Annotated in this window: 37 protein-coding genes; 35 read left to right on the forward strand and 2 right to left on the reverse strand. The window is 56.5% G+C overall.

Annotated elements, in window-relative coordinates; all coding sequences use genetic code 11:
* Nucleotides 1-17: 17 nt before the first annotated feature.
* The 32 genes from fusA (at nt 18) to bfr (ending at nt 19511) form a co-directional block, all read left to right on the forward strand.
* Nucleotides 18-2123 carry an elongation factor G gene (fusA, locus tag PMI28_RS20945; RefSeq protein WP_007984410.1) on the forward strand — a complete coding sequence of 702 codons (2106 nt, stop codon included), beginning with the start codon at nt 18-20 and terminating at the stop codon, nt 2121-2123.
* 30 nt (nt 2124-2153) lie between these two features.
* Nucleotides 2154-3347 carry an elongation factor Tu gene (tuf, locus tag PMI28_RS20940; protein WP_007984412.1) on the forward strand — a complete coding sequence of 398 codons (1194 nt, stop codon included), beginning with the start codon at nt 2154-2156 and terminating at the stop codon, nt 3345-3347.
* Between the two features lie 158 nt (nt 3348-3505).
* Complete coding sequence (gene rpsJ / locus PMI28_RS20935; protein WP_003186070.1) at nt 3506-3817, forward strand: 30S ribosomal protein S10; 312 nt, start codon at nt 3506-3508, stop codon at nt 3815-3817.
* 80 nt (nt 3818-3897) lie between these two features.
* A complete protein-coding gene (gene rplC / locus PMI28_RS20930; protein ID WP_003186059.1) occupies nt 3898-4533 on the forward strand; it encodes a 50S ribosomal protein L3 in 636 nt (211 codons plus the stop codon).
* A 12-nt stretch (nt 4534-4545) separates the two neighbouring features.
* Complete coding sequence (gene rplD, locus PMI28_RS20925) at nt 4546-5148, forward strand: 50S ribosomal protein L4 (RefSeq protein WP_003228735.1); 603 nt, start codon at nt 4546-4548, stop codon at nt 5146-5148.
* On the forward strand, nt 5145-5444 hold the full coding sequence (rplW, locus tag PMI28_RS20920) for a 50S ribosomal protein L23 (protein ID WP_002555488.1): 300 nt from the start codon (nt 5145-5147) through the stop codon (nt 5442-5444). Before rplD ends, rplW begins: the two co-directional genes overlap by 4 nt.
* Nucleotides 5445-5458: 14 nt before the next feature.
* Nucleotides 5459-6283 carry a 50S ribosomal protein L2 gene (rplB, locus tag PMI28_RS20915; RefSeq protein WP_003228734.1) on the forward strand — a complete coding sequence of 275 codons (825 nt, stop codon included), beginning with the start codon at nt 5459-5461 and terminating at the stop codon, nt 6281-6283.
* Nucleotides 6284-6299: 16 nt separating this feature from the next.
* The gene (rpsS, locus tag PMI28_RS20910) at nt 6300-6575 is read left to right on the forward strand and encodes a 30S ribosomal protein S19 (RefSeq protein WP_002555486.1); all 276 of its coding nucleotides are present in this window, start codon (nt 6300-6302) and stop codon (nt 6573-6575) included.
* An 11-nt stretch (nt 6576-6586) separates the two neighbouring features.
* Entirely contained in the window at nt 6587-6919 is a 333-nt protein-coding gene (rplV, locus tag PMI28_RS20905; protein WP_003103908.1) for a 50S ribosomal protein L22, read from the forward strand.
* A gap of 13 nt (nt 6920-6932) precedes the next feature.
* Nucleotides 6933-7619: a 30S ribosomal protein S3 gene (rpsC, locus tag PMI28_RS20900; RefSeq protein ID WP_007970424.1), complete on the forward strand. Its 687-nt coding sequence runs from the start codon at nt 6933-6935 to the stop codon at nt 7617-7619.
* 12 nt (nt 7620-7631) lie between these two features.
* Complete coding sequence (gene rplP / locus PMI28_RS20895; protein WP_003228729.1) at nt 7632-8045, forward strand: 50S ribosomal protein L16; 414 nt, start codon at nt 7632-7634, stop codon at nt 8043-8045.
* Nucleotides 8045-8236 (forward strand): 50S ribosomal protein L29, encoded by a 192-nt coding sequence (rpmC, locus tag PMI28_RS20890; protein WP_002555481.1) that lies wholly within the window; start codon nt 8045-8047, stop codon nt 8234-8236. The genes rplP and rpmC overlap by 1 nt, the downstream gene beginning before the upstream one ends.
* Before the next feature lie 2 nt (nt 8237-8238).
* The gene (gene rpsQ, locus PMI28_RS20885; protein ID WP_003176419.1) at nt 8239-8505 is read left to right on the forward strand and encodes a 30S ribosomal protein S17; all 267 of its coding nucleotides are present in this window, start codon (nt 8239-8241) and stop codon (nt 8503-8505) included.
* 23 nt (nt 8506-8528) lie between these two features.
* On the forward strand, nt 8529-8897 hold the full coding sequence (gene rplN / locus PMI28_RS20880; protein ID WP_002555479.1) for a 50S ribosomal protein L14: 369 nt from the start codon (nt 8529-8531) through the stop codon (nt 8895-8897).
* An 11-nt stretch (nt 8898-8908) separates the two neighbouring features.
* On the forward strand, nt 8909-9223 hold the full coding sequence (gene rplX / locus PMI28_RS20875; RefSeq protein WP_003186046.1) for a 50S ribosomal protein L24: 315 nt from the start codon (nt 8909-8911) through the stop codon (nt 9221-9223).
* A 20-nt stretch (nt 9224-9243) separates the two neighbouring features.
* Nucleotides 9244-9783 carry a 50S ribosomal protein L5 gene (gene rplE, locus PMI28_RS20870; protein ID WP_003210069.1) on the forward strand — a complete coding sequence of 180 codons (540 nt, stop codon included), beginning with the start codon at nt 9244-9246 and terminating at the stop codon, nt 9781-9783.
* A gap of 13 nt (nt 9784-9796) precedes the next feature.
* Nucleotides 9797-10102 (forward strand): 30S ribosomal protein S14, encoded by a 306-nt coding sequence (gene rpsN, locus PMI28_RS20865; RefSeq protein ID WP_003176414.1) that lies wholly within the window; start codon nt 9797-9799, stop codon nt 10100-10102.
* A 209-nt stretch (nt 10103-10311) separates the two neighbouring features.
* Entirely contained in the window at nt 10312-10704 is a 393-nt protein-coding gene (gene rpsH, locus PMI28_RS20860) for a 30S ribosomal protein S8 (protein WP_003186040.1), read from the forward strand.
* A gap of 12 nt (nt 10705-10716) precedes the next feature.
* On the forward strand, nt 10717-11250 hold the full coding sequence (rplF, locus tag PMI28_RS20855) for a 50S ribosomal protein L6 (RefSeq protein WP_003176412.1): 534 nt from the start codon (nt 10717-10719) through the stop codon (nt 11248-11250).
* A 10-nt stretch (nt 11251-11260) separates the two neighbouring features.
* On the forward strand, nt 11261-11611 hold the full coding sequence (gene rplR, locus PMI28_RS20850; RefSeq protein ID WP_003186037.1) for a 50S ribosomal protein L18: 351 nt from the start codon (nt 11261-11263) through the stop codon (nt 11609-11611).
* Nucleotides 11612-11614: 3 nt separating this feature from the next.
* The gene (rpsE, locus tag PMI28_RS20845; RefSeq protein WP_003186035.1) at nt 11615-12115 is read left to right on the forward strand and encodes a 30S ribosomal protein S5; all 501 of its coding nucleotides are present in this window, start codon (nt 11615-11617) and stop codon (nt 12113-12115) included.
* Between the two features lie 2 nt (nt 12116-12117).
* Complete coding sequence (rpmD, locus tag PMI28_RS20840) at nt 12118-12294, forward strand: 50S ribosomal protein L30 (RefSeq protein WP_007984422.1); 177 nt, start codon at nt 12118-12120, stop codon at nt 12292-12294.
* Between the two features lie 3 nt (nt 12295-12297).
* Nucleotides 12298-12735 (forward strand): 50S ribosomal protein L15, encoded by a 438-nt coding sequence (gene rplO, locus PMI28_RS20835; protein WP_003228720.1) that lies wholly within the window; start codon nt 12298-12300, stop codon nt 12733-12735.
* The gene (gene secY, locus PMI28_RS20830; protein ID WP_003228718.1) at nt 12736-14064 is read left to right on the forward strand and encodes a preprotein translocase subunit SecY; all 1329 of its coding nucleotides are present in this window, start codon (nt 12736-12738) and stop codon (nt 14062-14064) included.
* A 24-nt stretch (nt 14065-14088) separates the two neighbouring features.
* Entirely contained in the window at nt 14089-14205 is a 117-nt protein-coding gene (rpmJ, locus tag PMI28_RS29440; RefSeq protein WP_002555468.1) for a 50S ribosomal protein L36, read from the forward strand.
* Between the two features lie 130 nt (nt 14206-14335).
* The gene (gene rpsM / locus PMI28_RS0128375) at nt 14336-14692 is read left to right on the forward strand and encodes a 30S ribosomal protein S13 (RefSeq protein WP_009045849.1); all 357 of its coding nucleotides are present in this window, start codon (nt 14336-14338) and stop codon (nt 14690-14692) included.
* A gap of 30 nt (nt 14693-14722) precedes the next feature.
* Nucleotides 14723-15112: a 30S ribosomal protein S11 gene (rpsK, locus tag PMI28_RS20825; protein ID WP_002555466.1), complete on the forward strand. Its 390-nt coding sequence runs from the start codon at nt 14723-14725 to the stop codon at nt 15110-15112.
* A gap of 18 nt (nt 15113-15130) precedes the next feature.
* Complete coding sequence (gene rpsD, locus PMI28_RS20820) at nt 15131-15751, forward strand: 30S ribosomal protein S4 (protein WP_003176404.1); 621 nt, start codon at nt 15131-15133, stop codon at nt 15749-15751.
* Nucleotides 15752-15773: 22 nt separating this feature from the next.
* Nucleotides 15774-16775, forward strand: coding sequence for a DNA-directed RNA polymerase subunit alpha (locus PMI28_RS20815; RefSeq protein ID WP_007970428.1), 1002 nt, complete (start codon nt 15774-15776; stop codon nt 16773-16775).
* Between the two features lie 42 nt (nt 16776-16817).
* Complete coding sequence (gene rplQ, locus PMI28_RS20810) at nt 16818-17204, forward strand: 50S ribosomal protein L17 (RefSeq protein ID WP_007970429.1); 387 nt, start codon at nt 16818-16820, stop codon at nt 17202-17204.
* 238 nt (nt 17205-17442) lie between these two features.
* Entirely contained in the window at nt 17443-18897 is a 1455-nt protein-coding gene (locus PMI28_RS20805) for a catalase (RefSeq protein WP_007984426.1), read from the forward strand.
* A gap of 149 nt (nt 18898-19046) precedes the next feature.
* On the forward strand, nt 19047-19511 hold the full coding sequence (gene bfr / locus PMI28_RS20800; protein WP_007984427.1) for a bacterioferritin: 465 nt from the start codon (nt 19047-19049) through the stop codon (nt 19509-19511).
* A 64-nt stretch (nt 19512-19575) separates the two neighbouring features.
* On the opposite strand, the gene uvrA is transcribed toward bfr, so the two are convergent.
* A complete protein-coding gene (uvrA, locus tag PMI28_RS20795; RefSeq protein ID WP_007984428.1) occupies nt 19576-22410 on the reverse strand; it encodes an excinuclease ABC subunit UvrA in 2835 nt (944 codons plus the stop codon).
* Between the two features lie 191 nt (nt 22411-22601).
* Between uvrA and PMI28_RS20790 the strand changes: the two genes are divergently transcribed.
* Entirely contained in the window at nt 22602-23999 is a 1398-nt protein-coding gene (locus PMI28_RS20790) for an MFS transporter (protein WP_007984429.1), read from the forward strand.
* A gap of 9 nt (nt 24000-24008) precedes the next feature.
* The gene (locus PMI28_RS20785; protein ID WP_007984430.1) at nt 24009-24527 is read left to right on the forward strand and encodes a single-stranded DNA-binding protein; all 519 of its coding nucleotides are present in this window, start codon (nt 24009-24011) and stop codon (nt 24525-24527) included.
* Between the two features lie 104 nt (nt 24528-24631).
* On the opposite strand, the gene PMI28_RS20780 is transcribed toward PMI28_RS20785, so the two are convergent.
* Nucleotides 24632-25180, reverse strand: coding sequence for a cysteine hydrolase family protein (locus PMI28_RS20780; protein ID WP_007984431.1), 549 nt, complete (start codon nt 25178-25180; stop codon nt 24632-24634).
* Nucleotides 25181-25282: 102 nt separating this feature from the next.
* On the opposite strand from PMI28_RS20780, the gene PMI28_RS20775 reads away from it, so the two are divergent.
* On the forward strand, nt 25283-26350 hold the full coding sequence (locus PMI28_RS20775; protein WP_007984432.1) for a GlxA family transcriptional regulator: 1068 nt from the start codon (nt 25283-25285) through the stop codon (nt 26348-26350).
* Nucleotides 26351-26424: the final 74 nt, after the last annotated feature.

Here is a 26424-nt window from a genome sequence, read left to right on the forward strand (position 1 = left end):
CATTTTGCGAGGGCTTTATGGCTCGTACTACACCGATTAATCGCTACCGTAACATTGGTATCGTTGCTCACGTGGATGCTGGTAAAACCACCACCACCGAGCGCGTCCTTTTTTACACTGGCAAAAGCCACAAGATGGGCGAAGTGCATGACGGCGCTGCGACCACTGACTGGATGGTTCAGGAGCAGGAGCGTGGTATTACCATTACTTCTGCTGCCATTACTGCCTTCTGGCAGGGTTCCGCCAAGCAGCACAAAGACCAGTACCGCTTCAACGTCATCGATACCCCGGGTCACGTAGACTTCACCATTGAAGTTGAGCGTTCCCTGCGTGTACTCGACGGCGCGGTCGTTGTGTTCTGCGGCACCTCCGGCGTTGAGCCTCAGTCCGAAACCGTATGGCGTCAAGCCAACAAGTACGGTGTTCCACGTATTGTTTACGTGAACAAGATGGACCGTGCCGGTGCGAACTTCCTGCGTGTGATCGCTCAGATCAAGCAGCGTCTGGGTCACACTCCGGTGCCGATCCAGTTGGCTATCGGTTCCGAAGACAACTTCCAGGGTCAGATCGATCTGATGACCATGGAAGCGGTTTACTGGAACGATGCTGACAAGGGCATGACTCCACGTCGCGAAGCTATCCCTGCTGAACTGCAGGAGCTGGCTGAAGAGTGGCGCAACAACATGGTAGAGGCTGCGGCCGAAGCCAGCGAAGAGCTGATGAACAAGTACCTTGAAGGTGAAGAGCTCACCATCGAGGAAATCAAGGGTGCTCTGCGTCAGCGTACTATCGCTGGCGAGATCGTTCTGGCTGTTTGCGGTTCTTCCTTCAAGAACAAGGGCGTTCCCCTGGTTCTCGACGCCGTTATCGACTACCTGCCTGCACCAACTGACATTCCTGCCATCAAGGGTACTGACCCGGATGACGAGGAAAAGCAGATGGAGCGTCATGCAGACGACAACGAGCCGTTCTCGGCTCTGGCGTTCAAGATCGCTACCGACCCATTCGTGGGTACCTTGACCTTCGTCCGCGTTTACTCGGGCGTGTTGGCCTCCGGCGACGGCGTGATCAACTCGGTCAAAGGCAAGAAAGAGCGCGTGGGTCGTATGGTGCAGATGCACGCAAACGCCCGCGAAGAGATCAAGGAAGTACGCGCTGGTGACATCGCGGCCTTGATCGGCATGAAGGACGTCACCACTGGTGAAACCTTGTGCAACGCTGACAAGCCAATCATCCTGGTTCGCATGGACTTCCCGGAGCCGGTTATTTCGGTTGCCGTTGAGCCTAAGACCAAGGATGACCAGGAAAAAATGGGTATCGCTCTGGGCAAGCTTGCTCAGGAAGACCCGTCTTTCCGCGTCAAGACTGATGAAGAGACTGGTCAAACGATCATCTCTGGCATGGGCGAGCTGCACCTGGACATCCTGGTTGACCGGATGCGCCGTGAGTTCAACGTCGAAGCCAACATCGGTAAGCCTCAGGTTTCGTATCGTGAGCGCATCACGAAGAGCTGCGAAATCGAAGGCAAGTTCGTTCGTCAGTCCGGTGGTCGTGGCCAGTTCGGTCATTGCTGGATCCGTTTTGCTCCTGCTGACGAAGGTCAGGAAGGTCTGCAATTCCTGAACGAAGTAGTGGGTGGTGTGGTTCCTAAGGAATACATCCCGGCGATCCAGAAGGGTATCGAAGAGCAGATGAAGAACGGCGTTGTTGCCGGCTATCCGCTGATCGGCCTGAAGGCTACCGTGTTTGATGGTTCTTACCACGACGTCGACTCGAACGAGATGGCGTTTAAAGTGGCTGCTTCCATGGCGACCAAGCAACTGGCCCAGAAGGGTGGTGGTGAGTTGCTCGAGCCGATCATGGCGGTAGAGGTTGTTACGCCTGAAGACTATATGGGTGACGTGATGGGCGACCTTAACCGTCGTCGCGGCATGATTTTGGGTATGGAAGACACGGTCTCCGGCAAGGTAATTCGCGCTGAAGTTCCGCTGGGCGAGATGTTCGGTTATGCGACCGACGTCCGTTCCATGTCCCAGGGTCGCGCAAGCTACTCTATGGAATTCAAAAAATACAATACAGCTCCGTCGCACATCGTCGAAACTGTAACCAAAAAACAAGGCTGATTCAGTCCTTTAGGCAAGGAGTTAATTGTCGTGGCTAAAGAAAAATTTGATCGTTCCCTACCGCACGTCAACGTTGGCACTATCGGTCACGTTGACCACGGTAAAACCACTCTGACCGCAGCTCTGACTCGCGTTTGCTCCGAAGTTTTCGGTTCCGCAATCGTTGAATTCGACAAGATCGACAGCGCTCCAGAAGAAAAAGCTCGTGGTATCACCATCAACACCGCGCACGTCGAGTACAACTCGAAGATTCGTCACTACGCTCACGTTGACTGCCCAGGTCACGCTGACTATGTGAAGAACATGATCACCGGTGCTGCCCAGATGGACGGTGCGATCCTGGTTTGCTCGGCCGCTGATGGTCCGATGCCACAAACCCGTGAGCACATCCTGCTGTCCCGCCAGGTAGGCGTTCCGTACATCGTGGTTTTCCTGAACAAGGCTGACCTGGTAGACGACGCTGAGCTGCTGGAACTGGTAGAGATGGAAGTGCGCGACCTGCTGAGCACTTACGACTTCCCAGGTGACGACACTCCAATCATCATTGGTTCGGCCCGTATGGCGCTGGAAGGCAAAGATGACAACGAGATGGGCACCACTGCCGTCAAGAAGCTGGTAGAAACTCTGGACAGCTACATCCCAGAGCCAGAGCGTGCTATCGACAAGCCGTTCCTGATGCCAATCGAAGACGTATTCTCGATCTCCGGTCGCGGTACTGTTGTAACTGGTCGTATCGAGCGCGGTATCGTTCGCGTTCAAGATGCACTGGAAATCGTTGGTCTGCGTGACACCACCACCACCACCTGCACCGGTGTTGAGATGTTCCGCAAGCTGCTCGACGAAGGTCGTGCTGGCGAGAACTGCGGCGTTCTGCTGCGTGGCACCAAGCGTGACGACGTTGAGCGTGGTCAGGTTCTGGTTAAGCCAGGTTCGGTTAAGCCGCACACCAAGTTCACCGCAGAAGTTTACGTTCTGAGCAAGGAAGAAGGCGGTCGTCACACTCCGTTCTTCAAAGGCTACCGTCCACAGTTCTACTTCCGTACTACTGACGTGACTGGTAACTGCCAGCTGCCAGAAGGCGTTGAAATGGTAATGCCAGGTGATAACATCCAGATGGAAGTTACCCTGATCAAGACCATCGCGATGGAAGACGGCCTGCGTTTCGCAATCCGTGAAGGCGGTCGTACCGTCGGCGCTGGCGTCGTAGCCAAAATCATCGAGTAAGCTTCTCTTTTGAGATAGCTTCGATGCTTTGAAAAAGCCCCCGCTCAGCGGGGGCTTTTTTATTGGGTTGACACCCATCTGGGGCGTCTATAGAATTGCGCCTCCTTTTAACGGGCGTATTGCGCCCGGTGGGAATAGCAGCCGGAGTCTGAAATCCAATGCAAAATCAGCAAATCCGTATCAGGTTGAAGGCTTTCGACCATCGCCTGATCGACCAATCAACCCAGGAAATCGTGGAAACCGCGAAACGTACTGGTGCTCAAGTGCGTGGTCCAATTCCACTGCCTACCCGTAAAGAGCGGTTCACCGTTCTGGTCTCCCCGCACGTCAACAAAGACGCGCGTGACCAGTACGAGATCCGTACTCATAAGCGTGTTCTGGACATCGTCCAGCCAACGGATAAAACCGTTGACGCTCTTATGAAGCTTGATCTTGCGGCCGGTGTGGAAGTGCAGATCAGCCTCGGCTAAGACTCGGTCTTAGTCGTGTAACGCTCTGAAATGGGCGGCCATAGCGGGTGAAAGCCCCGTACACTCATGAGGTTTACAACATGACTATTGGTGTAGTCGGTCGTAAATGCGGTATGACCCGTATTTTCACCGAAGAAGGTGTCTCCATTCCGGTCACGGTCATTGAGATCGAGCCGAATCGCGTCACCCAGTTCAAAACTGAAGAGACCGATGGCTATCGTGCAGTGCAAGTCACTGTCGGCGAGCGTCGTGCTTCGCGTGTAACAGCAGCTCAGGCTGGCCACTTCGCTAAAGCGAACGTTGCCGCTGGTCGTACCGTAATGGAATTCCGCCTTGAAGAAGGCGAGTACCAGGCCGGCGATCTGATCAACGCTGAAATCTTCGCCGCTGGTCAACTGGTTGATGTAACCGGTCAGTCCAAGGGTAAAGGCTTCCAGGGTACGATCAAGCGTTGGAATTTCCGCGGGCAAGATAACACCCACGGTAACTCCGTATCCCACCGCGTTCCAGGCTCTATCGGCCAGTGCCAGACTCCTGGTCGTGTATTCAAGGGCAAAAAAATGTCCGGTCATATGGGCGCTGAGCGCGTGACCGTGCAGTCCCTCGAAGTAGTGCGCGTGGACGCTGAACGCAATCTGTTGTTGGTCAAGGGCGCTGTTCCTGGCGCTACTGGCGGCAACTTGGTTGTACGTCCAGCAGCCAAGGCTCGCGGTTAAGGGGAAGCTGACATGCAATTAAATGTAAATGACGCTCAAGCGATCGAAGTTTCCGAACTGACATTTGGCGGCGAATTCAACGAGACGCTGGTTCACCAAGCAGTCGTGGCCTACATGGCCGGCGGCCGTCAGGGTTCCAAGCAGCAAAAGACCCGTTCCGACGTTCGTGGTGGCGGCAAGCGCCCATGGCGTCAGAAAGGTACTGGCCGTGCTCGTGCCGGTACTATCCGTAGCCCAATCTGGCGTGGCGGCGGTACCACTTTCGCAGCTCGTCCTCAGGATCACTCCCAGAAGCTGAACAAGAAGATGTATCGCGCAGCAATGCGTTCCATCCTTGCTGAGCTGGTGCGTACTGATCGTCTGGTCGTGGTTCAGGATTTCGCCGTTGAAACGCCGAAAACCAAAGACCTGCTGGGCAAGCTGAACAACATGAGCCTGACCGACGTTCTGATCGTGTCGGACGCTGTTGATCAGAACCTGTACCTGGCTGCTCGTAACCTGCCACACGTAGATGTACGTGACGTGCAAGGTTCCGATCCAGTTAGTCTGATCGCATACGACAAGGTGTTGATCACCGTGTCGGCCGTGAAGAAATTCGAGGAGCTGCTGGGATGAACCAGGAACGCGTATTTAAAGTTCTGCTTGGCCCGCACGTTTCCGAGAAGGCTACGGTTCTGGCAGACAAGAAAGGCCAGTTCGTTTTCAAGGTTGCTACTGATGCAACCAAGCTGGAAATCAAGAAGGCCGTCGAAAGCCTGTTCAGCGTGAAAGTAGAGCGTGTTACTACCCTGAACGTTCTGGGTAAGAGCAAGCGCACTGCTCGCGGTCTGGGCAAGCGTAATGACTGGAAGAAGGCAGTTATCTCCCTTCAGCCAGGCCAAGATCTCGATTTCAGCAGCAGTGCTGAGTAAGGAAGGGGTGCATCATGGCAATCGTTAAATGCAAACCGACTTCCCCTGGCCGCCGTTTTGTGGTCAAGGTGGTCAACCAGGAGCTGCATAAAGGCGCTCCTCACGCACCGCTGCTCGAGAAGAAATCGAAGACTGGTGGTCGTAACAACAATGGCCGTATTACCACTCGTCACATCGGTGGTGGTCATAAGCAGCATTACCGTATGGTCGATTTCCGTCGCAACGACAAAGATGGCATCGTCGCCACTGTCGAGCGTATCGAATACGATCCAAACCGTACTGCTCACATCGCACTGCTCTGCTACGCAGACGGCGAGCGCCGCTACATCATCGCCCCTAAAGGCGTGAGTGCTGGCGACCAGCTGATCGCAGGCGCTCTGGCTCCAATCAAGCCAGGCAACGCTCTGCAACTGCGCAACATTCCAGTCGGTTCTACCGTACACGGCATCGAACTGAAGCCAGGTAAAGGCGCACAGATCGCTCGTTCCGCTGGTGCTTCGGCTCAGCTGATCGCTCGTGAAGGCGTGTACGTTACCCTGCGTCTGCGTTCCGGTGAAATGCGTAAAGTCCTGGCTGAATGCCGTGCGACCCTGGGCGAAGTCTCGAACTCCGAGCACAGCCTGCGTTCGCTGGGTAAAGCCGGTGCCAAACGCTGGCGTGGCGTTCGCCCAACCGTTCGTGGTGTTGCCATGAACCCGGTTGACCACCCACATGGTGGTGGTGAAGGTCGTACCTCTGGTGGTCGTCATCCGGTATCGCCATGGGGCTTCCCGACTAAGGGCGCGAAGACTCGTGGTAATAAGCGTACCGACAAAATGATCGTCCGTCGTCGCAAGTAAATAGAGGGATACGACAGTGCCACGTTCTCTGAAAAAAGGTCCTTTTATCGATCTTCACCTACTGAAGAAGATCGAAGTGGCGGCGGAAAAGAATGATCGCAAACCAGTGAAAACCTGGTCGCGCCGTTCGATGATCCTGCCACAAATGGTCGGTCTGACCATCGCAGTACACAACGGTCGTCAGCACGTCCCAGTTCTCGTGAACGAAGACATGGTCGGCCACAAACTGGGCGAGTTCGCCGGTACCCGCACTTATCGCGGGCACGTGGCAGACAAGAAAGCCAAGCGTTAAGGGGTTAGGAAATGGAAGTAGCCGCTAAGTTGTCGGGCGCTCGAATCTCCGCCCAGAAAGCCCGCTTGGTCGCCGACCAGATTCGCGGGAAGAAGGTGGGCGAAGCGCTCAACCTGTTGGCTTTCAGCAGTAAGAAAGCCGCCGAGATCATGAAGAAAGTGCTGGAGTCGGCCGTAGCCAACGCCGAGCATAACGAAGGCGCAGACGTTGATGACCTGAAGGTCAGCACCGTTTTCGTCAACGAAGGGCGTTCGCTGAAGCGCATCATGCCACGTGCCAAAGGCCGTGCTGATCGCATCGTCAAGCGGTCTTGCCATATCACTGTCAAGGTTGCTGACAAGTAACGGAGTCGAAGAGATGGGTCAGAAAGTACATCCCATTGGCATTCGCCTGGGAATCGTCAAGGAGCACACCTCCGTCTGGTACGCAGACGGTCGGACTTATGCGGACTATTTGCTCGCAGATCTGAATGTGCGTGAGTACCTCCAAGACAAACTAAAAAGCGCGTCCGTAAGCCGTATCGATATCCATCGTCCGGCCCAAACTGCACGCATCACCATCCACACCGCTCGTCCAGGTATCGTTATCGGGAAGAAAGGTGAAGATGTTGAGAAACTGCGTCAGGACCTGACCAAGCAAATGGGTGTGCCTGTGCACATCAATATCGAAGAGATCCGCAAGCCGGAGCTCGACGGTATGCTGGTTGCGCAGAGCGTAGCTCAGCAGCTGGAGCGTCGCGTAATGTTCCGTCGCGCTATGAAGCGCGCTGTACAGAACGCCATGCGCATTGGTGCCAAAGGCATCAAAATCCAAGTGAGCGGTCGTCTCGGCGGTGCTGAAATCGCACGTACTGAATGGTATCGCGAAGGTCGTGTGCCATTGCACACCCTGCGTGCCGACATCGACTATGCCAACTACGAAGCTCACACCACTTACGGTGTGATCGGTGTAAAGGTTTGGATCTTCAAAGGCGAAGTAATTGGTGGTCGCCAAGAAGAACTGAAACCACAAGCACCAGCGCCTCGTAAAAAAGCTGCTAAGTAAGGGGTACGCCAAATGTTGCAACCAAAGCGTACGAAGTTCCGCAAGCAAATGACTGGTCACAACCGTGGCCTGGCATTGCGCGGTAGCAAAGTCAGCTTCGGCGAGTTCGCGCTGAAGTCTGTTGCTCGTGGTCGTCTCACCGCTCGTCAGATCGAGTCAGCGCGTCGTGCTCTGACCCGTCACGTAAAACGTGGCGGCAAGATCTGGATCCGTGTATTCCCGGACAAGCCGATCTCCAAAAAACCTCTCGAGGTTCGTATGGGTAAAGGTAAGGGTAACGTGGAGTACTGGGTTGCCCAGATTCAGCCAGGCAAAGTCCTGTATGAAATCGAGGGTGTTTCTGAAGAGCTGGCGCGTGAGGCTTTCGCCCTGGCTGCTGCAAAGCTGCCGCTCGCCACCTCCTTTGTTAAACGGACGGTGATGTGATGAAAGCGAATGAACTTCGTGAAAAATCCGCACAGCAGCTGAACGAGCAACTGCTCGGCCTGCTGCGCGACCAGTTCAATCTGCGTATGCAGAAAGCAACTGGCCAGTTGGGGCAGTCTCATCTGCTCTCGCAAGTTAAGCGTGACATCGCTCGCGTGAAGACTGTGCTCAACCAGCAGGCAGGTAAGTAATCATGGCTGAAGCCGAAAAAACTGTCCGTACGCTGACTGGCCGTGTTGTCAGCGACAAGATGGACAAAACCATCACCGTTCTGATCGAGCGTCGCGTTAAGCACCCGATCTACGGTAAATACGTTAAGCGTTCGACTAAGCTGCACGCGCACGACGAAACCAATCAGTGCCACATCGGCGACAAAGTCACTATTCGTGAAACTCGTCCTTTGGCCAAGACCAAGTCTTGGGCGCTGGTTGATGTTCTCGAACGCGCTGTGGAAGTCTAAGGACTAGGGGTCGGAGAAATTATATGATTCAGACTCAATCCATGCTCGATGTGGCCGATAACAGCGGCGCTCGCCGTGTTATGTGCATCAAGGTGCTGGGTGGCTCCCATCGTCGTTACGCTGGTATCGGTGACATCATCAAAGTTACCGTGAAGGAAGCAATTCCTCGCGGTAAAGTGAAAAAAGGCCAAGTGATGACTGCTGTTGTAGTCCGCACTCGTCACGGCGTACGTCGTGCTGATGGCTCCATTATCCGCTTTGATGGCAACGCTGCTGTTCTGTTGAACAACAAGCAAGAGCCGATCGGCACCCGTATCTTTGGGCCAGTGACCCGTGAACTTCGTACTGAGAAGTTCATGAAGATCGTCTCGCTCGCCCCAGAAGTGCTGTAAGGAGATCCGACATGCAAAAGATTCGTCGTGACGACGAGATCATCGTGATCGCCGGCAAAGACAAAGGTAAGCGCGGTAAGGTGCTGAAGGTTCTTGCTGACAACCGTCTGGTTGTTGGTGGTCTGAACCTGGTCAAGCGTCATACCAAGCCTAACCCGATGTCGGGCGTACAGGGCGGTATCGTCGAGAAAGAAGCGCCACTGCACGCTTCCAACGTCGCCATCTTCAATGGCGAAACCAACAAGGCTGACCGCGTTGGTTTCAAAGTAGAAGACGGTAAGAAAATTCGTGTCTTCAAGTCGACCCAAAAAGCGGTTGATGCTTGAACACTGCTAGGTAGAAGACCATGGCACGACTAAAAGAGATTTACCGGAAGGAAATCGCTCCGAAACTTAAGGAAGAACTTAAGCTTTCGAACGTGATGGAAGTTCCGCGCGTTACCAAAATCACCCTGAACATGGGTCTGGGCGAAGCGATCGGCGACAAAAAAGTCATCGAGCACGCTGTTGCTGACCTGGAAAAGATCACCGGCCAGAAAGTCGTTGTGACCTACGCTCGGAAATCCATCGCTGGCTTTAAAGTCCGTGAAGGTTGGCCGATCGGCGTCAAAGTGACCCTGCGCCGTGAGCGTATGTACGAGTTCCTGGATCGTCTGCTGTCGATCTCCCTGCCTCGGGTTCGCGACTTCCGCGGCCTGAATGCCAAGTCCTTCGATGGTCGTGGCAACTACAGCATGGGCGTGAAAGAGCAGATCATCTTCCCGGAAATCGACTACGACAAGATCGATGCTCTCCGCGGTCTGGACATCACCCTGACCACCACTGCCAAGAACGATGATGAAGGCCGCGCTCTGCTGCGTGCGTTCAAATTCCCGTTCCGCAACTGATTGGAGTAGGACCATGGCCAAGATGAGCATGAAAAACCGCGAGCTGAAGCGTCAGCTCACGGTTGCCAAGTACGCCAAGAAGCGTGCAGCACTGAAAGCTATCATCGTTGATCTGAACGCAAGTCCAGAAGCGCGTTGGGAAGCTACAGTAGCTCTGCAGAAGCAGCCACGTGACGCAAGCGCTTCGCGCATGCGTAACCGCTGCCGCCTGACCGGTCGTCCACACGGCGTTTACCGCAAGTTCGGCCTCGGCCGTAACAAACTGCGTGAAGCTGCCATGCGTGGTGACGTACCGGGTCTGGTTAAAGCCAGCTGGTAAGTACTGTCAAAGTCTCGGTGTCCAGGATCGCAAGATCCTGACCACCGGTGGCCTTGAATCTGGATCAAGCCCCTTTTGGGGCTTGATTCATTTCTGGGGTGTGTCTAGAATACCCGGCTCGCCTGAGCCCGTGTTTTTCATGCCCGGAGATTCTCGGCGACACGTAATAGCCGCAAGGCTAATTTTTTTGTATTAGGAGCGTCTAGCCCATGAGTATGCAGGACCCGTTAGCGGACATGCTAACTCGTATCCGTAATGCCCAGATGGCTGAAAAGTCCGTCGTAAGCATGCCATCTTCCACGTTGAAGGTAGCTGTTGCCAAAGTCCTGAAGGACGAAGGTTACATTGCGGGTTATCAGATCAGCAGCGAAATCAAACCACTGCTGTCCATCGAGCTGAAGTACTTCGAAGGCCGTCCGGTTATCGAAGAAGTGAAGCGCGTTAGCCGTCCAGGCCTGCGTCAGTACAAGTCCGTCGATGATCTGCCAAAAGTTCGTGGCGGTCTCGGTGTGTCTATCGTCTCCACCAACAAGGGTGTGATGACTGATCGTGCTGCGCGCGCTGCCGGTGTCGGCGGCGAAGTTCTTTGCACTGTGTTCTAAGGGGGGATAAGCATGTCTCGCGTCGCTAAGAACCCCGTTAAGCTGCCAGCCGGTGTCGAAGTAAAATTCGCAGGCCAACAGCTTTCGGTGAAGGGTGCCAAGGGCACTCTCGAACTGAACATCCATTCGTCCGTTGAGATCGTTGAAGAAGCTGGTGAGCTGCGTTTTGCTGCTCGCAATGGCGATCAACAGACTCGCGCAATGGCTGGTACCACTCGTGCGTTGGTAAACAACATGGTCCAAGGCGTAAGCCAAGGCTTCGAGCGCAAGCTCCAGCTGGTCGGTGTTGGTTACAAAGCGCAAGCAAAAGGCACAGTGCTGAACCTGGCTCTTGGCTTCTCGCACCCAGTGGATTACGAACTGCCGGAAGGCATCACCGCTGAGACTCCTAGCCAGACCGATATCCTGATCAAGGGCATCGACAAGCAGCTGGTAGGTCAAGTGGCCGCCGAGATCCGCGACTTCCGTCCACCAGAGCCGTACAAAGGCAAAGGTGTGCGCTACGCGGACGAAGTCGTCCGTCGTAAAGAAGCCAAGAAGAAGTAGGGCATAGCAAATGACCGACAAAAAAGTTACTCGACTGCGTCGCGCTCGCAAAGCACGCCTGAAAATGCACGAACTCGAAGTCGTGCGTCTCTGCGTGTTCCGCTCTTCGCAGCACATCTACGCCCAGGTCATTTCGGCCGACGGCAACAAAGTCCTGGCAAGCGCCTCGACTTTGGATAAAGAACTGCGTGATGGTGCCACCGGCAACATCGACGCGGCCACTAAGGTTGGCCAGCTGGTCGCTACGCGTGCTAAGGCCGCTGGCGTCTCGCAGGTGGCTTTCGACCGCTCTGGCTTCAAGTACCACGGCCGCGTTAAAGCGCTGGCTGATGCTGCTCGTGAAGCTGGGCTGGAGTTCTAAGTTATGTCAAATAACGACCAAAAGCGCGACGAAGGCTACATCGAGAAGCTGGTTCAAGTTAACCGCGTAGCCAAAACCGTTAAAGGCGGCCGTATCTTCACTTTCACCGCGTTGACCGTGGTTGGTGATGGTAAGGGCCGTGTTGGCTTCGGCCGTGGCAAGTCGCGTGAAGTGCCTGCTGCGATCCAGAAGGCAATGGAAGCTGCTCGCCGCAACATGATCCAGGTTGATCTGAACGGCACCACCCTGCAGTACGCAATGAAGTCCGCTCACGGCGCTTCGAAGGTGTACATGCAGCCTGCTTCTGAAGGTACCGGTATCATCGCTGGCGGCGCTATGCGTGCCGTTCTCGAAGTTGCTGGCGTTCAGAACGTTCTGGCCAAGTGCTACGGCTCGACTAACCCGGTAAACGTGGTTCACGCCACTTTCAAGGGTTTGAAAGCAATGCAGTCTCCTGAATCCATTGCCGCCAAGCGTGGCAAAAGCGTCAAGGAGATCTTCTGATCATGGCTACCGTTAAAGTTACGCTGATCAAAAGCATGACCGGCCGCATCCCTAACCACAAACTGTGCGTTAAGGGTCTGGGTCTGCGTCGCATCGGTCACACTGTAGAAGTCCAGGATACTCCCGAGAATCGCGGGATGATCAGCAAGGCTTACTACATGCTGCGTGTCGAGGGTTAATCGATGAAACTCAATGATCTGAGTCCAGCGCCGGGTTCCCGTCGCGAAAAGCATCGTCCGGGCCGTGGTATCGGTAGCGGTTTGGGTAAGACTGGTGGCCGTGGTCACAAAGGTCAGACCTCTCGCTCCGGTGGCACCATTGCTCCAGGCTTTGAAGGCGGTCAACAGCCGCTGCATCGTCGCCTGCCGAAGTTCGGTTTCGTTTCCCTGAAGGCCATGGACCGCGCAGAAGTGCGTCTGTCCGAGCTGGCTAAAGTGGAAGGCGACATCGTCACCGTGCAGTCCCTGAAAGATGCCAACGTGATCAACGTCAACGTACAGCGTGTGAAAATCATGCTGTCCGGTGAAGTGACTCGCGCTGTCACTATCGGCAAGGGAATCGGCGCCACCAAAGGTGCGCGTGCGGCTATCGAAGCAGCTGGCGGCAAGTTCGAGGAATAAATGGCTAAGCAAGGTGCTCTCTCTGCGCTCGGCAAAGGCGGTATGTCTGAACTCTGGGCTCGTCTGCGTTTTCTGTTCCTGGCGATTATCGTCTACCGAATAGGCGCACACATCCCGGTTCCAGGTATCAACCCGGACCGACTCGCGGACCTGTTTCGACAGAATGAGGGGACCATTCTTAGCTTGTTCAACATGTTTTCCGGCGGCGCGCTGGAGCGGATGAGCATCTTTGCACTGGGGATCATGCCGTACATCTCGGCATCGATCATCATGCAACTGATGACCGCCGTCAGCCCGCAGCTGGAGCAGTTGAAGAAGGAAGGTGAAGCTGGCCGTCGCAAGATCAGCCAGTACACCCGCTACGGCACTGTCGTCCTCGCTCTCGTTCAGGCCATTGGCATGTCCATTGGTCTGGCGGGGCAGGGCGTTGCGTTCACTGGTGACTTTGGCTTCCATTTCGTCGCGGTATCCACGTTTGTGGCTGGTGCGATGTTCATGATGTGGCTGGGTGAGCAGATTACTGAGCGTGGTGTTGGCAACGGTATCTCGATGTTGATTTTTTCGGGTATCGTCGCCGGTCTTCCGAGAGCGATCGGGCAGTCTTTCGAGTCTGCACGTCAGGGTGATATCAACATCTTCGCCCTGGTTGCCATCGGTTTGCTGGCAGTAGCGATTATCGGTTTCGTGGTGTTCATTGAGCGTGGTCAGCGTCGTATTGCTGTTCACTACGCCAAGCGTCAGCAGGGCCGCAAGGTCTTCGCTGCGCAGACCAGCCACTTGCCGCTGAAGGTGAACATGGCCGGTGTTATTCCGGCTATTTTCGCGAGCAGCATTTTGCTGTTCCCGGCTTCGTTGGGTGCCTGGTTCGGTCAGTCTGAAGGTATGGGCTGGTTGCAGGACATCTCGCAGTCGATCGCTCCTGGTCAGCCGTTGAATATTCTGCTGTTTAGTGCAGGGATTATTTTCTTCTGCTTCTTCTATACGGCGTTGATGTTCAATCCGAAAGACGTAGCGGAAAACCTGAAGAAGTCCGGTGCCTTTATTCCGGGCATCCGTCCAGGTGAGCAGTCTGCGCGCTACATTGATGGCGTTCTGACCCGCTTGACCATGTTCGGTGCTCTTTACATGACGGCCGTCTGCCTGTTGCCCCAGTTCCTGGTGGTTGCAGCCAACGTACCGTTCTACCTTGGCGGGACCTCGTTGCTGATCGTCGTCGTGGTTGTGATGGACTTCATGTCCCAAGTACAATCGCACCTCGTTTCGCACCAGTACGAATCCCTGATGAAGAAAGCCAACCTGAAGGGTTACGGCAGCGGCATGCTGCGCTGACCCATAAGGTTCGAGGAGTTGGTGATGAAAGTTCGTGCATCGGTGAAAAAGCTGTGCCGTAACTGCAAGATTATTCGCCGCGAAGGTGTTGTTCGAGTAATTTGCAGCGCGGAACCGCGTCACAAACAGCGCCAAGGCTGAGTGTGATTGTGCTTCAAGCCCGGCAGCTAGTGCGCTGCCGGGTTGATTATTTGTTATTACAGCGATATTATCTCGCGCCCTATTTCTTGGCTTCCGGGGCGTAGGTAGCTGTCAATTGGAGTCCCACTGAATGGCCCGTATTGCAGGCGTTAACATTCCAGATAACAAGCATACTGTTATCTCGCTGACCTACATCTATGGTGTTGGTCGCACTACTGCACAGAAAATTTGTGCAGAGACTGGGGTAAACCCAGCAGCAAAGATCAAAGATCTGAGCGACGAGCAGATTGAACAGCTGCGTGGCGAAGTGGCGAAGTTCACCACTGAAGGTGACCTGCGTCGCGAAATCAACATGAAAATCAAGCGCTTGATGGACCTCGGTTGCTATCGCGGTCTGCGTCATCGTCGCGGTCTTCCAGTGCGCGGTCAGCGTACCAAGACCAACGCGCGTACCCGTAAAGGTCCGCGTAAGCCGATCCGCAAGTAATCGCCCCAGCGAATCGACAGGAATTTAATCATGGCAAAACCTGCTGCTCGTCCTCGTAAAAAAGTTAAAAAGACAGTGGTTGATGGCATCGCCCACATCCATGCATCTTTTAACAACACCATCGTGACCATTACCGACCGTCAAGGTAACGCTCTTTCCTGGGCTACCTCCGGTGGTTCGGGTTTCCGCGGTTCCCGCAAGTCCACCCCGTTTGCTGCTCAAGTAGCTGCTGAACGTGCTGGTCAAGCTGCGCTGGAATACGGCCTGAAAAACCTCGACGTAAACGTCAAAGGTCCAGGTCCAGGTCGTGAATCCGCAGTCCGCGCTTTGAACGGCTGTGGCTACAAGATCGCCAGCATCACCGACGTGACGCCAATCCCGCACAACGGGTGCCGTCCGCCGAAGAAGCGCCGCGTGTAATCCAGGAGATTGTAAAGAATGGCTCGTTACATTGGTCCAAAATGCAAACTCGCTCGTCGCGAAGGCACCGATCTCTTCCTGAAGAGCGGCGTGCGCGCGATCGAATCGAAGTGCAACATTGAAGCAGCACCTGGTATCCACGGCCAACGCCGCGGTCGCCAGTCCGACTACGGCACCCAACTGCGTGAAAAGCAGAAGGTCCGTCGTATCTACGGCGTTCTCGAGCGTCAGTTCAGCGGCTACTACAAAGAAGCTGCTGGCAAGAAAGGTGCAACTGGCGAAAACCTGCTGCAACTGCTCGAATGCCGTCTGGACAACGTTGTATACCGTATGGGCTTTGGTTCGACTCGTGCCGAATCCCGTCAGCTGGTATCGCACAAGTCGATCAGCGTAAACGGTCAGACCGTTAACGTTCCGTCCTACCAGGTTCGTGCTGGTGACGTGGTTGCTGTTCGCGAGAAAGCAAAAAATCAACTTCGCATTGTCCAAGCTCTCGATCTGTGTGCCCAACGTGGCCGCGTAGAATGGGTAGAAGTAGACACTGAGAAGAAGTCGGGCGTTTTCAAGAACGTTCCAGCTCGCAGTGATCTGTCCGCCGACATCAACGAAAGCCTGATTGTCGAGCTCTACTCCAAGTAAGGGCTAGAAAATAGGTGCATCCATGCAGATTTCGGTAAATGAGTTCCTGACACCCCGCCACATTGATGTGCAGGTTGTCAGTCCAACCCGCGCCAAGATCACTCTCGAGCCTCTCGAGCGTGGTTTCGGCCATACCCTGGGCAACGCGCTGCGCCGCATCCTGTTGTCCTCAATGCCCGGCTGTGCAGTAGTCGAGGCCGAGATTGACGGTGTGCTCCACGAGTACAGCGCCATCGAAGGTGTACAGGAAGACGTAATTGAAATCCTGTTGAACCTTAAAGGTCTGGCTATCAAGCTGCACGGTCGTGACGAAGTTACGCTGACCTTGTCGAAGAAGGGTTCGGGGGTGGTTACCGCTGCCGATATTCAGCTGGATCATGATGTCGAGATCGTTAATCCCGATCACGTAATCGCTAACCTGGCGTCTAACGGCGCCCTGAACATGAAGCTCGTAGTAGCTCGTGGTCGTGGTTATGAACCGGCAGACTCGCGTCAGAGCGATGAAGACGAAAGCCGCAGCATCGGTCGCTTGCAGCTTGACTCTTCGTTCAGCCCGGTTCGCCGTATCGCATACGTGGTGGAAAACGCCCGTGTCGAGCAGCGTACTAACCTGGACAAGCTGGTTATTGATCTGGAAACCAACGGTACTCTGGATCCTGAAGAGGCTATCCGCCGCGCTGCAACCATTCTGCAACAGCAGTTGGCTGCGTTCGTCGACCTCAAAGGTGACAGTGAGCCAGTGGTTGTCGAGCAGGAAGACGAGATCGATCCGATCCTGCTTCGCCCGGTTGACGATCTGGAACTGACTGTACGTTCGGCTAACTGCCTTAAGGCGGAAAACATTTACTACATCGGTGACCTGATCCAGCGTACCGAAGTGGAACTGTTGAAGACTCCGAACCTGGGCAAGAAATCCTTGACTGAAATCAAGGACGTTCTGGCCTCCCGCGGTCTGTCCCTCGGCATGCGCCTCGACAACTGGCCGCCTGCAAGTCTTAAGAAGGACGACAAGGCGACTGCCTGATCGTCGTAATCACCGAACGTAGTGTTTGGTAAGGAATGAACCATGCGTCATCGTAAAAGTGGTCGTCACCTGAGCCGCACCAGCTCGCACCGCAAGGCCATGTTCCAAAACATGGCGGTGTCGCTGTTCGAGCACGAGCTGATCAAAACGACTCTGCCAAAAGCCAAAGAACTGCGCCGCGTTGCCGAGCCGCTGATCACTCTGGCCAAGACAGACAGCGTTGCTAACCGTCGTCTGGCTTTCGACCGTACTCGTTCGAAAGCTATCGTTGGTAAGCTCTTCAACGATCTGGGCAAGCGTTACGCTACCCGTGAGGGTGGCTACCTGCGCATCCTCAAGTGCGGTTTCCGCGCTGGCGACAACGCGCCTATGGCGTACGTCGAGTTGGTTGATCGTGCTACTGCCGGCGAAGCTGTATCCGCCGAGTAAGACGTCAGTCTGAAACAAAGAACCGGGCCTAGTGCCCGGTTTTTTGTGCCTGTAAGAAATGTACCTTCGTATAATCCTTGAATCCTTCCCGTTGTCATATTATCGGTTGGGGGCTGATCATTAGTAATTTTCTATCGATGCCTGCAAGTTAATGAATTTGTAGGTGTAACATTGATGATCAATACTCCTTCTCAGCCGATAGCCGGCAGTTCAAGACCGACAGAGGAAGGAAGATCGCATGAGCCAAAACAAAACGCTTACCACCGCCAGTGGCGCTCCTGTTGCCGATAACCAGAATTCCCGTTCCGCCGGCCCTCGTGGCCCGCTGCTGCTCGACGACTTTCACCTGATCGAGAAGCTTGCCCACTTCAACCGTGAAAACATCCCTGAGCGCCGCGTGCACGCCAAAGGCTCGGGTGCCTACGGTACGTTCACCGTGACACGCGATATCACTCAATACACCAGCGCGAAGTTGTTTGATGCAGTCGGCAAGCAAACTCCAACGTTCCTACGGTTTTCCACTGTGGGTGGTGAGCGCGGTTCGGCCGACACCGAACGTGATCCACGCGGATTTGCCTTGAAGTTCTACACCGAGGAAGGCAACTGGGACATCGTCGGTAACAACACGCCAGTGTTCTTCATTCGTGACCCACTGAAGTTTCCGGACTTTATTCACACCCAGAAGCGCTTGCCGCAAAGCAATCTGAAGAGTGCTCAGATGATGTGGGACTTCTGGTCGCATTCGCCTGAGGCGTTGCACCAAGTCACCATCCTGTTCTCCGACCGGGGTATCCCTGACGGATACCGCCACATGCACGGCTTCGGCAGCCACACTTACAGCCTCATCAACGCTCAAGGCGAGCGTCACTGGGTGAAGTGGCACTACAAGACCAAACAGGGGATCAAGAACCTTGCTCCTGCCGAGGCTGCGCGCCTGGCGGGTACAGATCCGGATTACGCCCAGCGCGATTTGTTTAATGCCATCGAGCAGGGTGATTTCCCGAAATGGCGCGTGTGCATTCAGCTCATGAGCGAAGCTCAGGCGGCAGCACACTACGAGAACCCGTTTGATGTGACCAAAACCTGGTCGCAGAAAGAGTTTCCATTAATTGAAGTCGGAGAGCTGGAGCTCAATCGCAATCCGCAGAACTACTTCGCGGAAGTCGAGCAAGCGGCGTTTGGCCCCAGCAATATGGTGCCAGGCGTTGGTCTCTCGCCGGATCGTATGCTACAAGGCCGGGTATTCGCTTATGCGGACGCTCACCGCTACCGTGTCGGCACCAATCACCAACAGTTGCCGGTCAACGCTGCGCGGAGTCCGGTGAACACTTACCAGCGCGATGGCTCGATGGCTTTTGGCAGCAATGGCGGTGCGGCACCGAACTATGAGCCGAACAGCTACGTCGAGTCGCCGAAGCAGGCGCCTCGTTACGCAGAGCCGGCGTTGGCCCTCAGTGGTGCTGCCGATCGTTACGACCACCGTGAAGATACGGATTACTACAGTCACGCCGGCGCGTTGTTCCGCTTGATGACTGAGGAGCAGAAATCACTGCTGGTCAGCAACATCGCCAGTGCGATGGCGGGTGTGTCGAGTGATGTGGTTGACCGCCAGTTGCAGCATTTCTACAAGGCTGACCCGGCGTATGGAGAAGCAATCGCAAAGCTGCTCAACGTACAGCTTAACGAAGTCTAAATGAGAAGCAGAACCGCCCTTGTTTGGGCGGTTTTTTGCGTTATTTAAGCTGTTTTTCTCAGAATATCTTCGCTTTTATTGCGTCTGGCGAGTGACGATAGGGACATGTTGGTTCAAACTACAACTTTCAAGCAGGGAGATGTAGGGCGATGCAAGGCCACCCAGATGTGATCGATTACCTCAACACGTTGCTGACCGGCGAACTGGCCGCGCGTGATCAATATTTCGTCCACTCGCGGATGTATGAGGACTGGGGTTTCACCAAGCTCTACGAACGAATCAACCACGAGATGGAAGAAGAAGCCGGGCACGCCGATGCCCTGATGCGCCGGATTCTGATGCTCGAAGGCACGCCGCGCATGCGTCCTGATGATCTGGATGTCGGCACCACCGTTACCGAGATGCTTGAAGCGGATTTGCGTCTGGAATACAAGGTCCGTGCTGCACTGTGCAAAGGCATCACGCTCTGCGAGCAGCACAAGGACTATGTCAGTCGCGAAATGTTGCGGGTTCAATTGCATGACACCGAAGAAGATCATACCTATTGGCTCGAGAAGCAGTTGGGTCTGATCAAGTTGATCGGGCTTGAGAACTACCTGCAATCCCACGCCTGATTCAGCGGATACAAAAAAGCCCCTGTCACTGACGAAGTGACAGGGGCTTTTTCATGGGGCCCGGTTAAGCCCGGTCACGCTCCAGCAGTGGTTTGAGGTAGTAGCCAGTGTGAGATTGCTTCATCTCGGCCACTTCCTCTGGCGTGCCGACGGCAATGATCTGCCCGCCCTTGGAACCGCCCTCTGGACCCAGGTCCACCAGCCAGTCAGCTGTCTTGATCACATCCAGGTTGTGTTCGATCACCACCACGGTGTTGCCGTGGTCGCGCAGGCGATGCAACACGTCCAGCAGTTGCTGAATGTCTGCGAAATGCAGCCCGGTGGTCGGTTCATCGAGGATGTATAGGGTTTTACCGGTATCGCGCTTGGACAGTTCGCGGGAGAGTTTCACCCGCTGGGCTTCACCGCCGGACAGCGTGGTCGCCGATTGCCCCAGCTTGATGTACGACAGGCCGACGTCCATCAACGTTTGCAGCTTGCGCGCCAGTGCCGGTACGGCATCGAAGAACTCCCGCGCTTCCTCGATGGTCATCTCGAGGGTTTCGTGGATGCTCTTGCCCTTGTACTTGATCTCCAGGGTTTCACGGTTGTAGCGCTTGCTCTTGCAGACATCGCATGGCACATAGATGTCCGGCAGGAAGTGCATCTCTACCTTGATCAGGCCGTCGCCCTGGCAAGCCTCGCAGCGTCCACCCTTGACGTTGAAGGAGAAACGCCCCGGCCCGTAGCCCCGGGAGCGGGACTCCGGTACGCCAGCGAACAACTCGCGGATCGGTGTGAACAATCCGGTGTAGGTCGCCGGGTTGGAACGCGGTGTGCGACCGATCGGGCTCTGGTCGATATCAACCACCTTGTCCAGGTGCTCCAGGCCCTTGATGCTGTCGTGGACGGCTGCCTCAAGCGTCGTTGCGCCGTTCAACGCCGTGGCGCTCAAGGGGAACAGTGTGTTGTTGATCAGCGTCGACTTGCCTGAGCCGGACACGCCGGTGACACAGGTCAGCAGGCCAATCGGAATCTCCAGGTCGACATTGCGCAAATTGTTGCCACGCGCGCCCTTGAGCGACAGCGTCAGCTTCTTGTTGCGTGGCGTACGTTTGGCCGGGACTTCGATCTTCACCCGGCCCGACAGGTATTTGCCCGTCAGCGAGTCCGGGTGCGCCATGACCTCGGCCGGTGTGCCTTCGGCGACGATATGCCCGCCGTGCACGCCAGCACCCGGGCCGATGTCCACCACGTAGTCGGCCAGGCGAATGGCGTCTTCGTCGTGCTCGACCACGATCACCGTGTTACCGATATCGCGCAGGTGCTTGAGGGTGCCCAGTAGCCGGTCGTTATCGCGCTGATGCAGGCCGATGGAGGGTTCGTCGAGGATGTACAGAACGCCCACCAGACCGGCGCCAATCTGGCTGGCCAGACGGATGCGCTGGGCCTCGCCACCGGACAAGGTGTCTGCACTGCGATCCAGCGACAGATAGTCGAGGCCGACGTTGACCAGGAACTGCAGGCGTTCGCGGATTTCCTTGAGGATCTTGTCGGCAATTTCGCCACGGCGACCGGTGAGCTTGAGCCCGCCGAAATAATCGGATGCATCACCAATCGGCAGGTTGGTCACCGCCGGCAGGGTTTTCTCACCGACCCACACGTGTCGCGCCTCACGGCGCAGGCGGGTGCCGCGGCAGTCCGGGCACGACTGGGTGCTGAGGAACTTGGCCAGCTCCTCGCGCACCGATGCCGATTCGGTTTCGCGGTAGCGTCGCTCCAGGTTCGGCACGATGCCTTCGAACGGATGCGAGCGTTTGACGATGTCGCCACGGTCGTTCAGGTATTTGAAATCGACGTTTTGCGAGCCGCTGCCTTGCAGGATGAATTTCTGCTGGTCGGCGGGCAGTTCGTTGAACGGCACTTCCAGGCTGAACTTGTAGTGCGAGGCCAGCGAGCCGAGCATCTGGAAGTAATAGACGTTGCGCCGGTCCCAGCCACGAATCGCCCCTTCGGCCAGGGTCAGTTCGCCGTTGACCAGGCGCTTGATGTCGAAGAACTGTTTTACCCCCAGACCATCACAGGTCGGGCAGGCGCCGGCCGGGTTGTTGAAGGAGAACAGCTTGGGCTCCAGCTCGCTGATGGCGTGGCCGCAGATCGGACAGGCGAAGCGTGCGGAGAAGATCATCTCTTCACCCGGCTCGTCGTCCATCGGTGCCACCAGGGCGATGCCGTCCGCCAGCTTCAGCGCGGTCTCGAAGGATTCGGCCAGGCGTTGTTGCAGGTCGGCGCGGACCTTGAAGCGGTCGACCACGACATCAATAGAATGCTTTTTCTGCTTGTCGAGCTTGGGTGCTTCGTCCAGTTCGTAAAGCTTGCCGTTGATCCGGGCACGGACGAACCCTTGGGCGCGCAGTTCTTCGAAGACCGACAGGTGCTCGCCTTTGCGCTCGCGGATGACCGGCGCCAGCAGCATCAGCTTGCTGCCCTCCGGTTCGGCGAGAACCAGGTCGACCATCTGGCTGACGGTCTGTGCTTCCAGCGGGATGTCGTGATCCGGGCAGCGCGGAATACCCACGCGCGCATAAAGCAGGCGCAGGTAGTCGTAGATTTCGGTGATGGTGCCGACCGTCGAACGCGGGTTGTGCGAGGTGGACTTTTGTTCGATGGAAATCGCCGGCGACAGGCCTTCGATGGTGTCGACGTCGGGTTTTTCCATCATCGACAGGAACTGCCGGGCGTAGGCCGACAGCGATTCGACGTAGCGGCGCTGACCTTCGGCGTACAGGGTGTCGAACGCCAGGGACGACTTGCCGGAGCCGGACAGGCCGGTGATGACGATCAGCTTGTCCCGTGGCAGGGTCAGGTCAATGTTCTTCAGGTTGTGGGTTCGAGCCCCACGAATCAGGATCTTGTCCAAGGTGGCCTCGCTTGGCGGGCGTCGAAAACGTAGGAGTATACGGCCAAATACTGGATGGATGCACACTATCAAACGAGAGGGTGACTGTCTTACATGAAGAGTGTGTCAGCAATGCGCGTCAAAGCGTCGCGATATACCCCGCCAATCGATGGGGCTGGTAGAATCGGCGCCGGTTCACATGAGGTTTTTCCATGCACGATCCCCACAGCGAGCGCATGAGTGGCAGCGAGACCCGCGCAGCAAGCGGTCTGGCCCTGGTGTTCGCCTTCCGTATGCTTGGCATGTTCATGGTGTTGCCGGTACTGGCGACCTATGGGATGGATCTGGCCGGGGCTACGCCGGCGCTGATCGGCCTGGCGATTGGCGCTTATGGCCTGACGCAGGCGGTCTTCCAGATTCCGTTCGGTTTCATTTCCGACCGCATCGGCCGTCGCCCGGTGATTTATCTGGGCTTGATCGTCTTTGCCCTCGGCAGTCTGCTGGCCGCCAATGCCGATTCGATCTGGGGCGTGATCGCCGGGCGAATCCTGCAGGGCGCCGGGGCGATTTCCGCGGCGGTCATGGCCTTGCTGTCCGACCTGACCCGCGAGCAGCACCGGACCAAGGCCATGGCCATGATCGGCATGACCATCGGCCTGTCATTTGCGGTGGCCATGGTGGTCGGCCCGCTGCTGACCCGTGCCTTCGGACTGTCCGGGCTGTTCCTTGCCACGGGCGGCATGGCGCTGTTCGGCATCGTGATCGTGATGTTCATGGTGCCGCGCTCCACCGGCCCGTTGCAGCACCGCGAATCCGGTATCGCGCGCCAGGCGCTGATCCCGACACTCAAGCATCCGGACCTGCTGCGTCTGGACCTGGGCATTTTTGTGTTGCACGCGATGTTGATGTCCAGCTTCGTCGCCTTGCCGCTGGCGCTGGTCGAGAAAGCCGGGCTGCCCAAAGAGCAGCACTGGTGGGTGTACCTGACCGCGCTGCTGATTTCTTTCTTCGCCATGATCCCGTTCATTATCTATGGCGAGAAGAAACGCAAAATGAAACGAGTTTTACTCGGCGCCGTCGTGACGTTGATGCTCACTGAGCTATTCTTCTGGCAGTTCGGCGATAGCTTGCGGGCTCTGGTGATCGGTACGGTGGTGTTCTTCACCGCATTCAATCTGCTGGAAGCTTCGTTGCCATCGCTGATCAGCAAGGTTTCACCGGCAGGCGGCAAGGGCACTGCGATGGGGGTTTATTCCACCAGCCAGTTCCTCGGCTCGGCACTGGGGGGAATCCTCGGTGGCTGGCTGTTCCAGCATGGCGGTCTGTCGGTTGTGTTCCTCGGATGCGCCGGTCTGGCTGCCCTCTGGCTGGCCTTTGCTGTTACCATGCGCGAACCTCCCTACGTCACAAGCCTGCGCTTGCCGTTGTCGCCCGAGGCGATCCGCGAAGCGGGTCTGGTCGAGCGCCTGAAGGCGGTCGTAGGGGTAACAGATGCAGTCATCGTCGCAGATGAGGCGGCGATTTACATCAAACTGGACACCGAACTATTGGATCGCACCACCCTTGAGTGCCTGGTGAACAACCCGGCCGGGGCAGCGTGCGTAGCCTAGGAGAACGTTATGGCCCGTGGGGTTAACAAAGTCATATTGGTCGGCACTTGCGGCCAGGATCCCGAAGTTCGCTACTTGCCTAACGGTAATGCCGTGACCAACCTGAGTCTGGCGACCAGCGAACAGTGGACCGACAAGCAAACCGGTCAGAAAGTCGAAAAGACCGAATGGCACCGTGTGTCGATGTTCGGCAAAGTGGCGGAAATCGCTGGCGAATACCTGCGTAAAGGTTCGCAGGTGTACATCGAAGGCAAGCTGCAGACCCGCGAGTGGGAAAAAGACGGTATCAAGCGTTACACCACCGAAATCGTGGTCGACATGCAAGGCACCATGCAACTGCTGGGCGGCCGTCCACAGGGCGACCAGCAGGGCCAGGGCGGCGGTAACAACTACCAGCAATCCGCTCCGCGCCAGCAGGCTCCGCGTCCACAGCAATCGGCACCGCAGCAATCGCGCCCGGCGCCACAGCAGGCTGCTCCTCAGCCGGCTCCGGATTTCGACAGCTTTGATGACGATATTCCGTTCTAAAGCAGCTGCTAGCCTCAAGCTACAAGCAGCAAGCTGACAAAACAAAACCCGCACTTCGGTCTGAAGTGCGGGTTTTTTATGGGCGGTGAGATTTAGTTGCAGACTCAGGCCGCGATGAACTCGTCGGTCGAGACCACGCTGGCATACGCAAACGCCAGGGCTGCCATGAACGCCGCATGAACCTGCGCCGCCGGAACCGTCACGCCATTGAATTCCAGGTCACGGGTCGCGCAGGCATCGTGGATCACGGTGACCTTATAGCCAAAATCCGCCGCCGCACGGGTGATGCCATCGATGCACATGTGGCTCATGCTGCCCACGATCACCAGCTCCTTGATGTCTTGCTCGTCGAGGATCGATTTCAGCCCGGTTTCGCGAAATGAATTGACGAAGTGCTTGAGCACCACCGGTTCGTCGGCGCGGTTGAGGACTTTGGGGTGCAGCTTGGCGCCTTCGGAGTTCGGGGTAAAAAACGGTGCCTCTTCGGAGGTGAATTCGTGGCGGATGTGCACCACTGGATCCCCCGCGTCGCGGAAGGCCTTGATCAGGCGTGCGGCGTTGTCGGCGGCCGCGTCGGCGCCAACCAGCGGCCACTTGCCTTGGGGGAAGTAGTCATTCTGGATATCGACTACGATGAGCGCTTGCCTGGCCATGACTGTTTCCTCGAAGTGTGTGTTGGCTGTGGAATGAAGTATTGGCTCTGGCAGGCGATCCGGGGATTGGCCGCACCGACAATAGAAGGGGGAAAACTGACAATGGACGCAGAAAGGGCAATCGCCGAACTGGGGGTGTTGATCTATCCCGGCGCGCAGATGGCGGCGGTGCATGGGTTGACGGATTTGTTCGGGGTGGCGAACCGGATCGCCGCCGAACATCAGTCTGCGCAGTTGCCGCTGCTGCGGGTCAGCCATTGGCAGGTCGAAGGCGATCAGGCGCCGGTTCGGGTCTTCGACAGCCATCCCGGCCCGGACCGTGCGCTGGTGGCCGTGTTGATTCCGCCGTCGATCACCGGTTTTTCCGAGGACAAGGCGCCACAGGGATTGATCCACTGGTTGCGTCAGCAACATGCCAGTGGCGCGACGCTGGGCGGGGTTTGCGTGGGGTCTATCCTGTTGGCCGAAAGCGGTCTGCTCGATGGTCGCAGCGCCACCACCCATTGGACCTCGGCCAAAGCCTTCGCCGAACGTTATCCGGCGATCCGGCTCAAGGCCGATACGCCGATTGTCGATGACGGCGACCTGATTACCACCGCCGGGCTGATGGCCTGGTCGGAACTGGGTCTGCGCCTGGTCAACCGGCTGCTGGGGCCGAGCATCGCCACCAATACCGCACGTTTTCTGGTGGTGGAGCACAGCGACAGCGCCAGCGAGTGCGGCAGCAACTTCGCGCCGATCCTCAGCCACGGCGATGCCCAGATCCTCAAGGTGCAACACTGGCTGCAAAGCACCGGGGCAACCGATGTGTCGCAGGCGGCGATGGCCGAAAAGGCAGGGCTGGAAGAGCGCACCTTCCTGCGCCGCTTCCGCGCAGCCACCGGGCTCAAACCCACCGAATACTGCCAGCATCTGCGAGTCGGCAAGGCCCGGGAAATGCTCGAATTCACCAACGGCACCATCGACCACATTGCCTGGACGGTGGGTTATCAGGACCCCGGCGCGTTTCGCGCGACGTTCAGGAAAATCACCGGGCTGGCGCCGAGTGATTATCGGACGCGGTTCGGAGGTGACGCCGGGTGCCGCGGTCACGATAGGCCCATCACCACAAATCTTCTGTGGGAGCGGGCTTGCTCGCGAAGACAGAGTGTCATTCAGCGCAAATGTTGACTGAAAGTCCGCCTTCGCGAGCAAGCCCGCTCCCACATTGATTCTGTGCCAGTCTGGAGTCGTGCAAAATGCCG

Source organism: Pseudomonas sp. GM48, from assembly GCF_000282335.1.
Taxonomy (GTDB): Bacteria; Pseudomonadota; Gammaproteobacteria; order Pseudomonadales; family Pseudomonadaceae; genus Aquipseudomonas.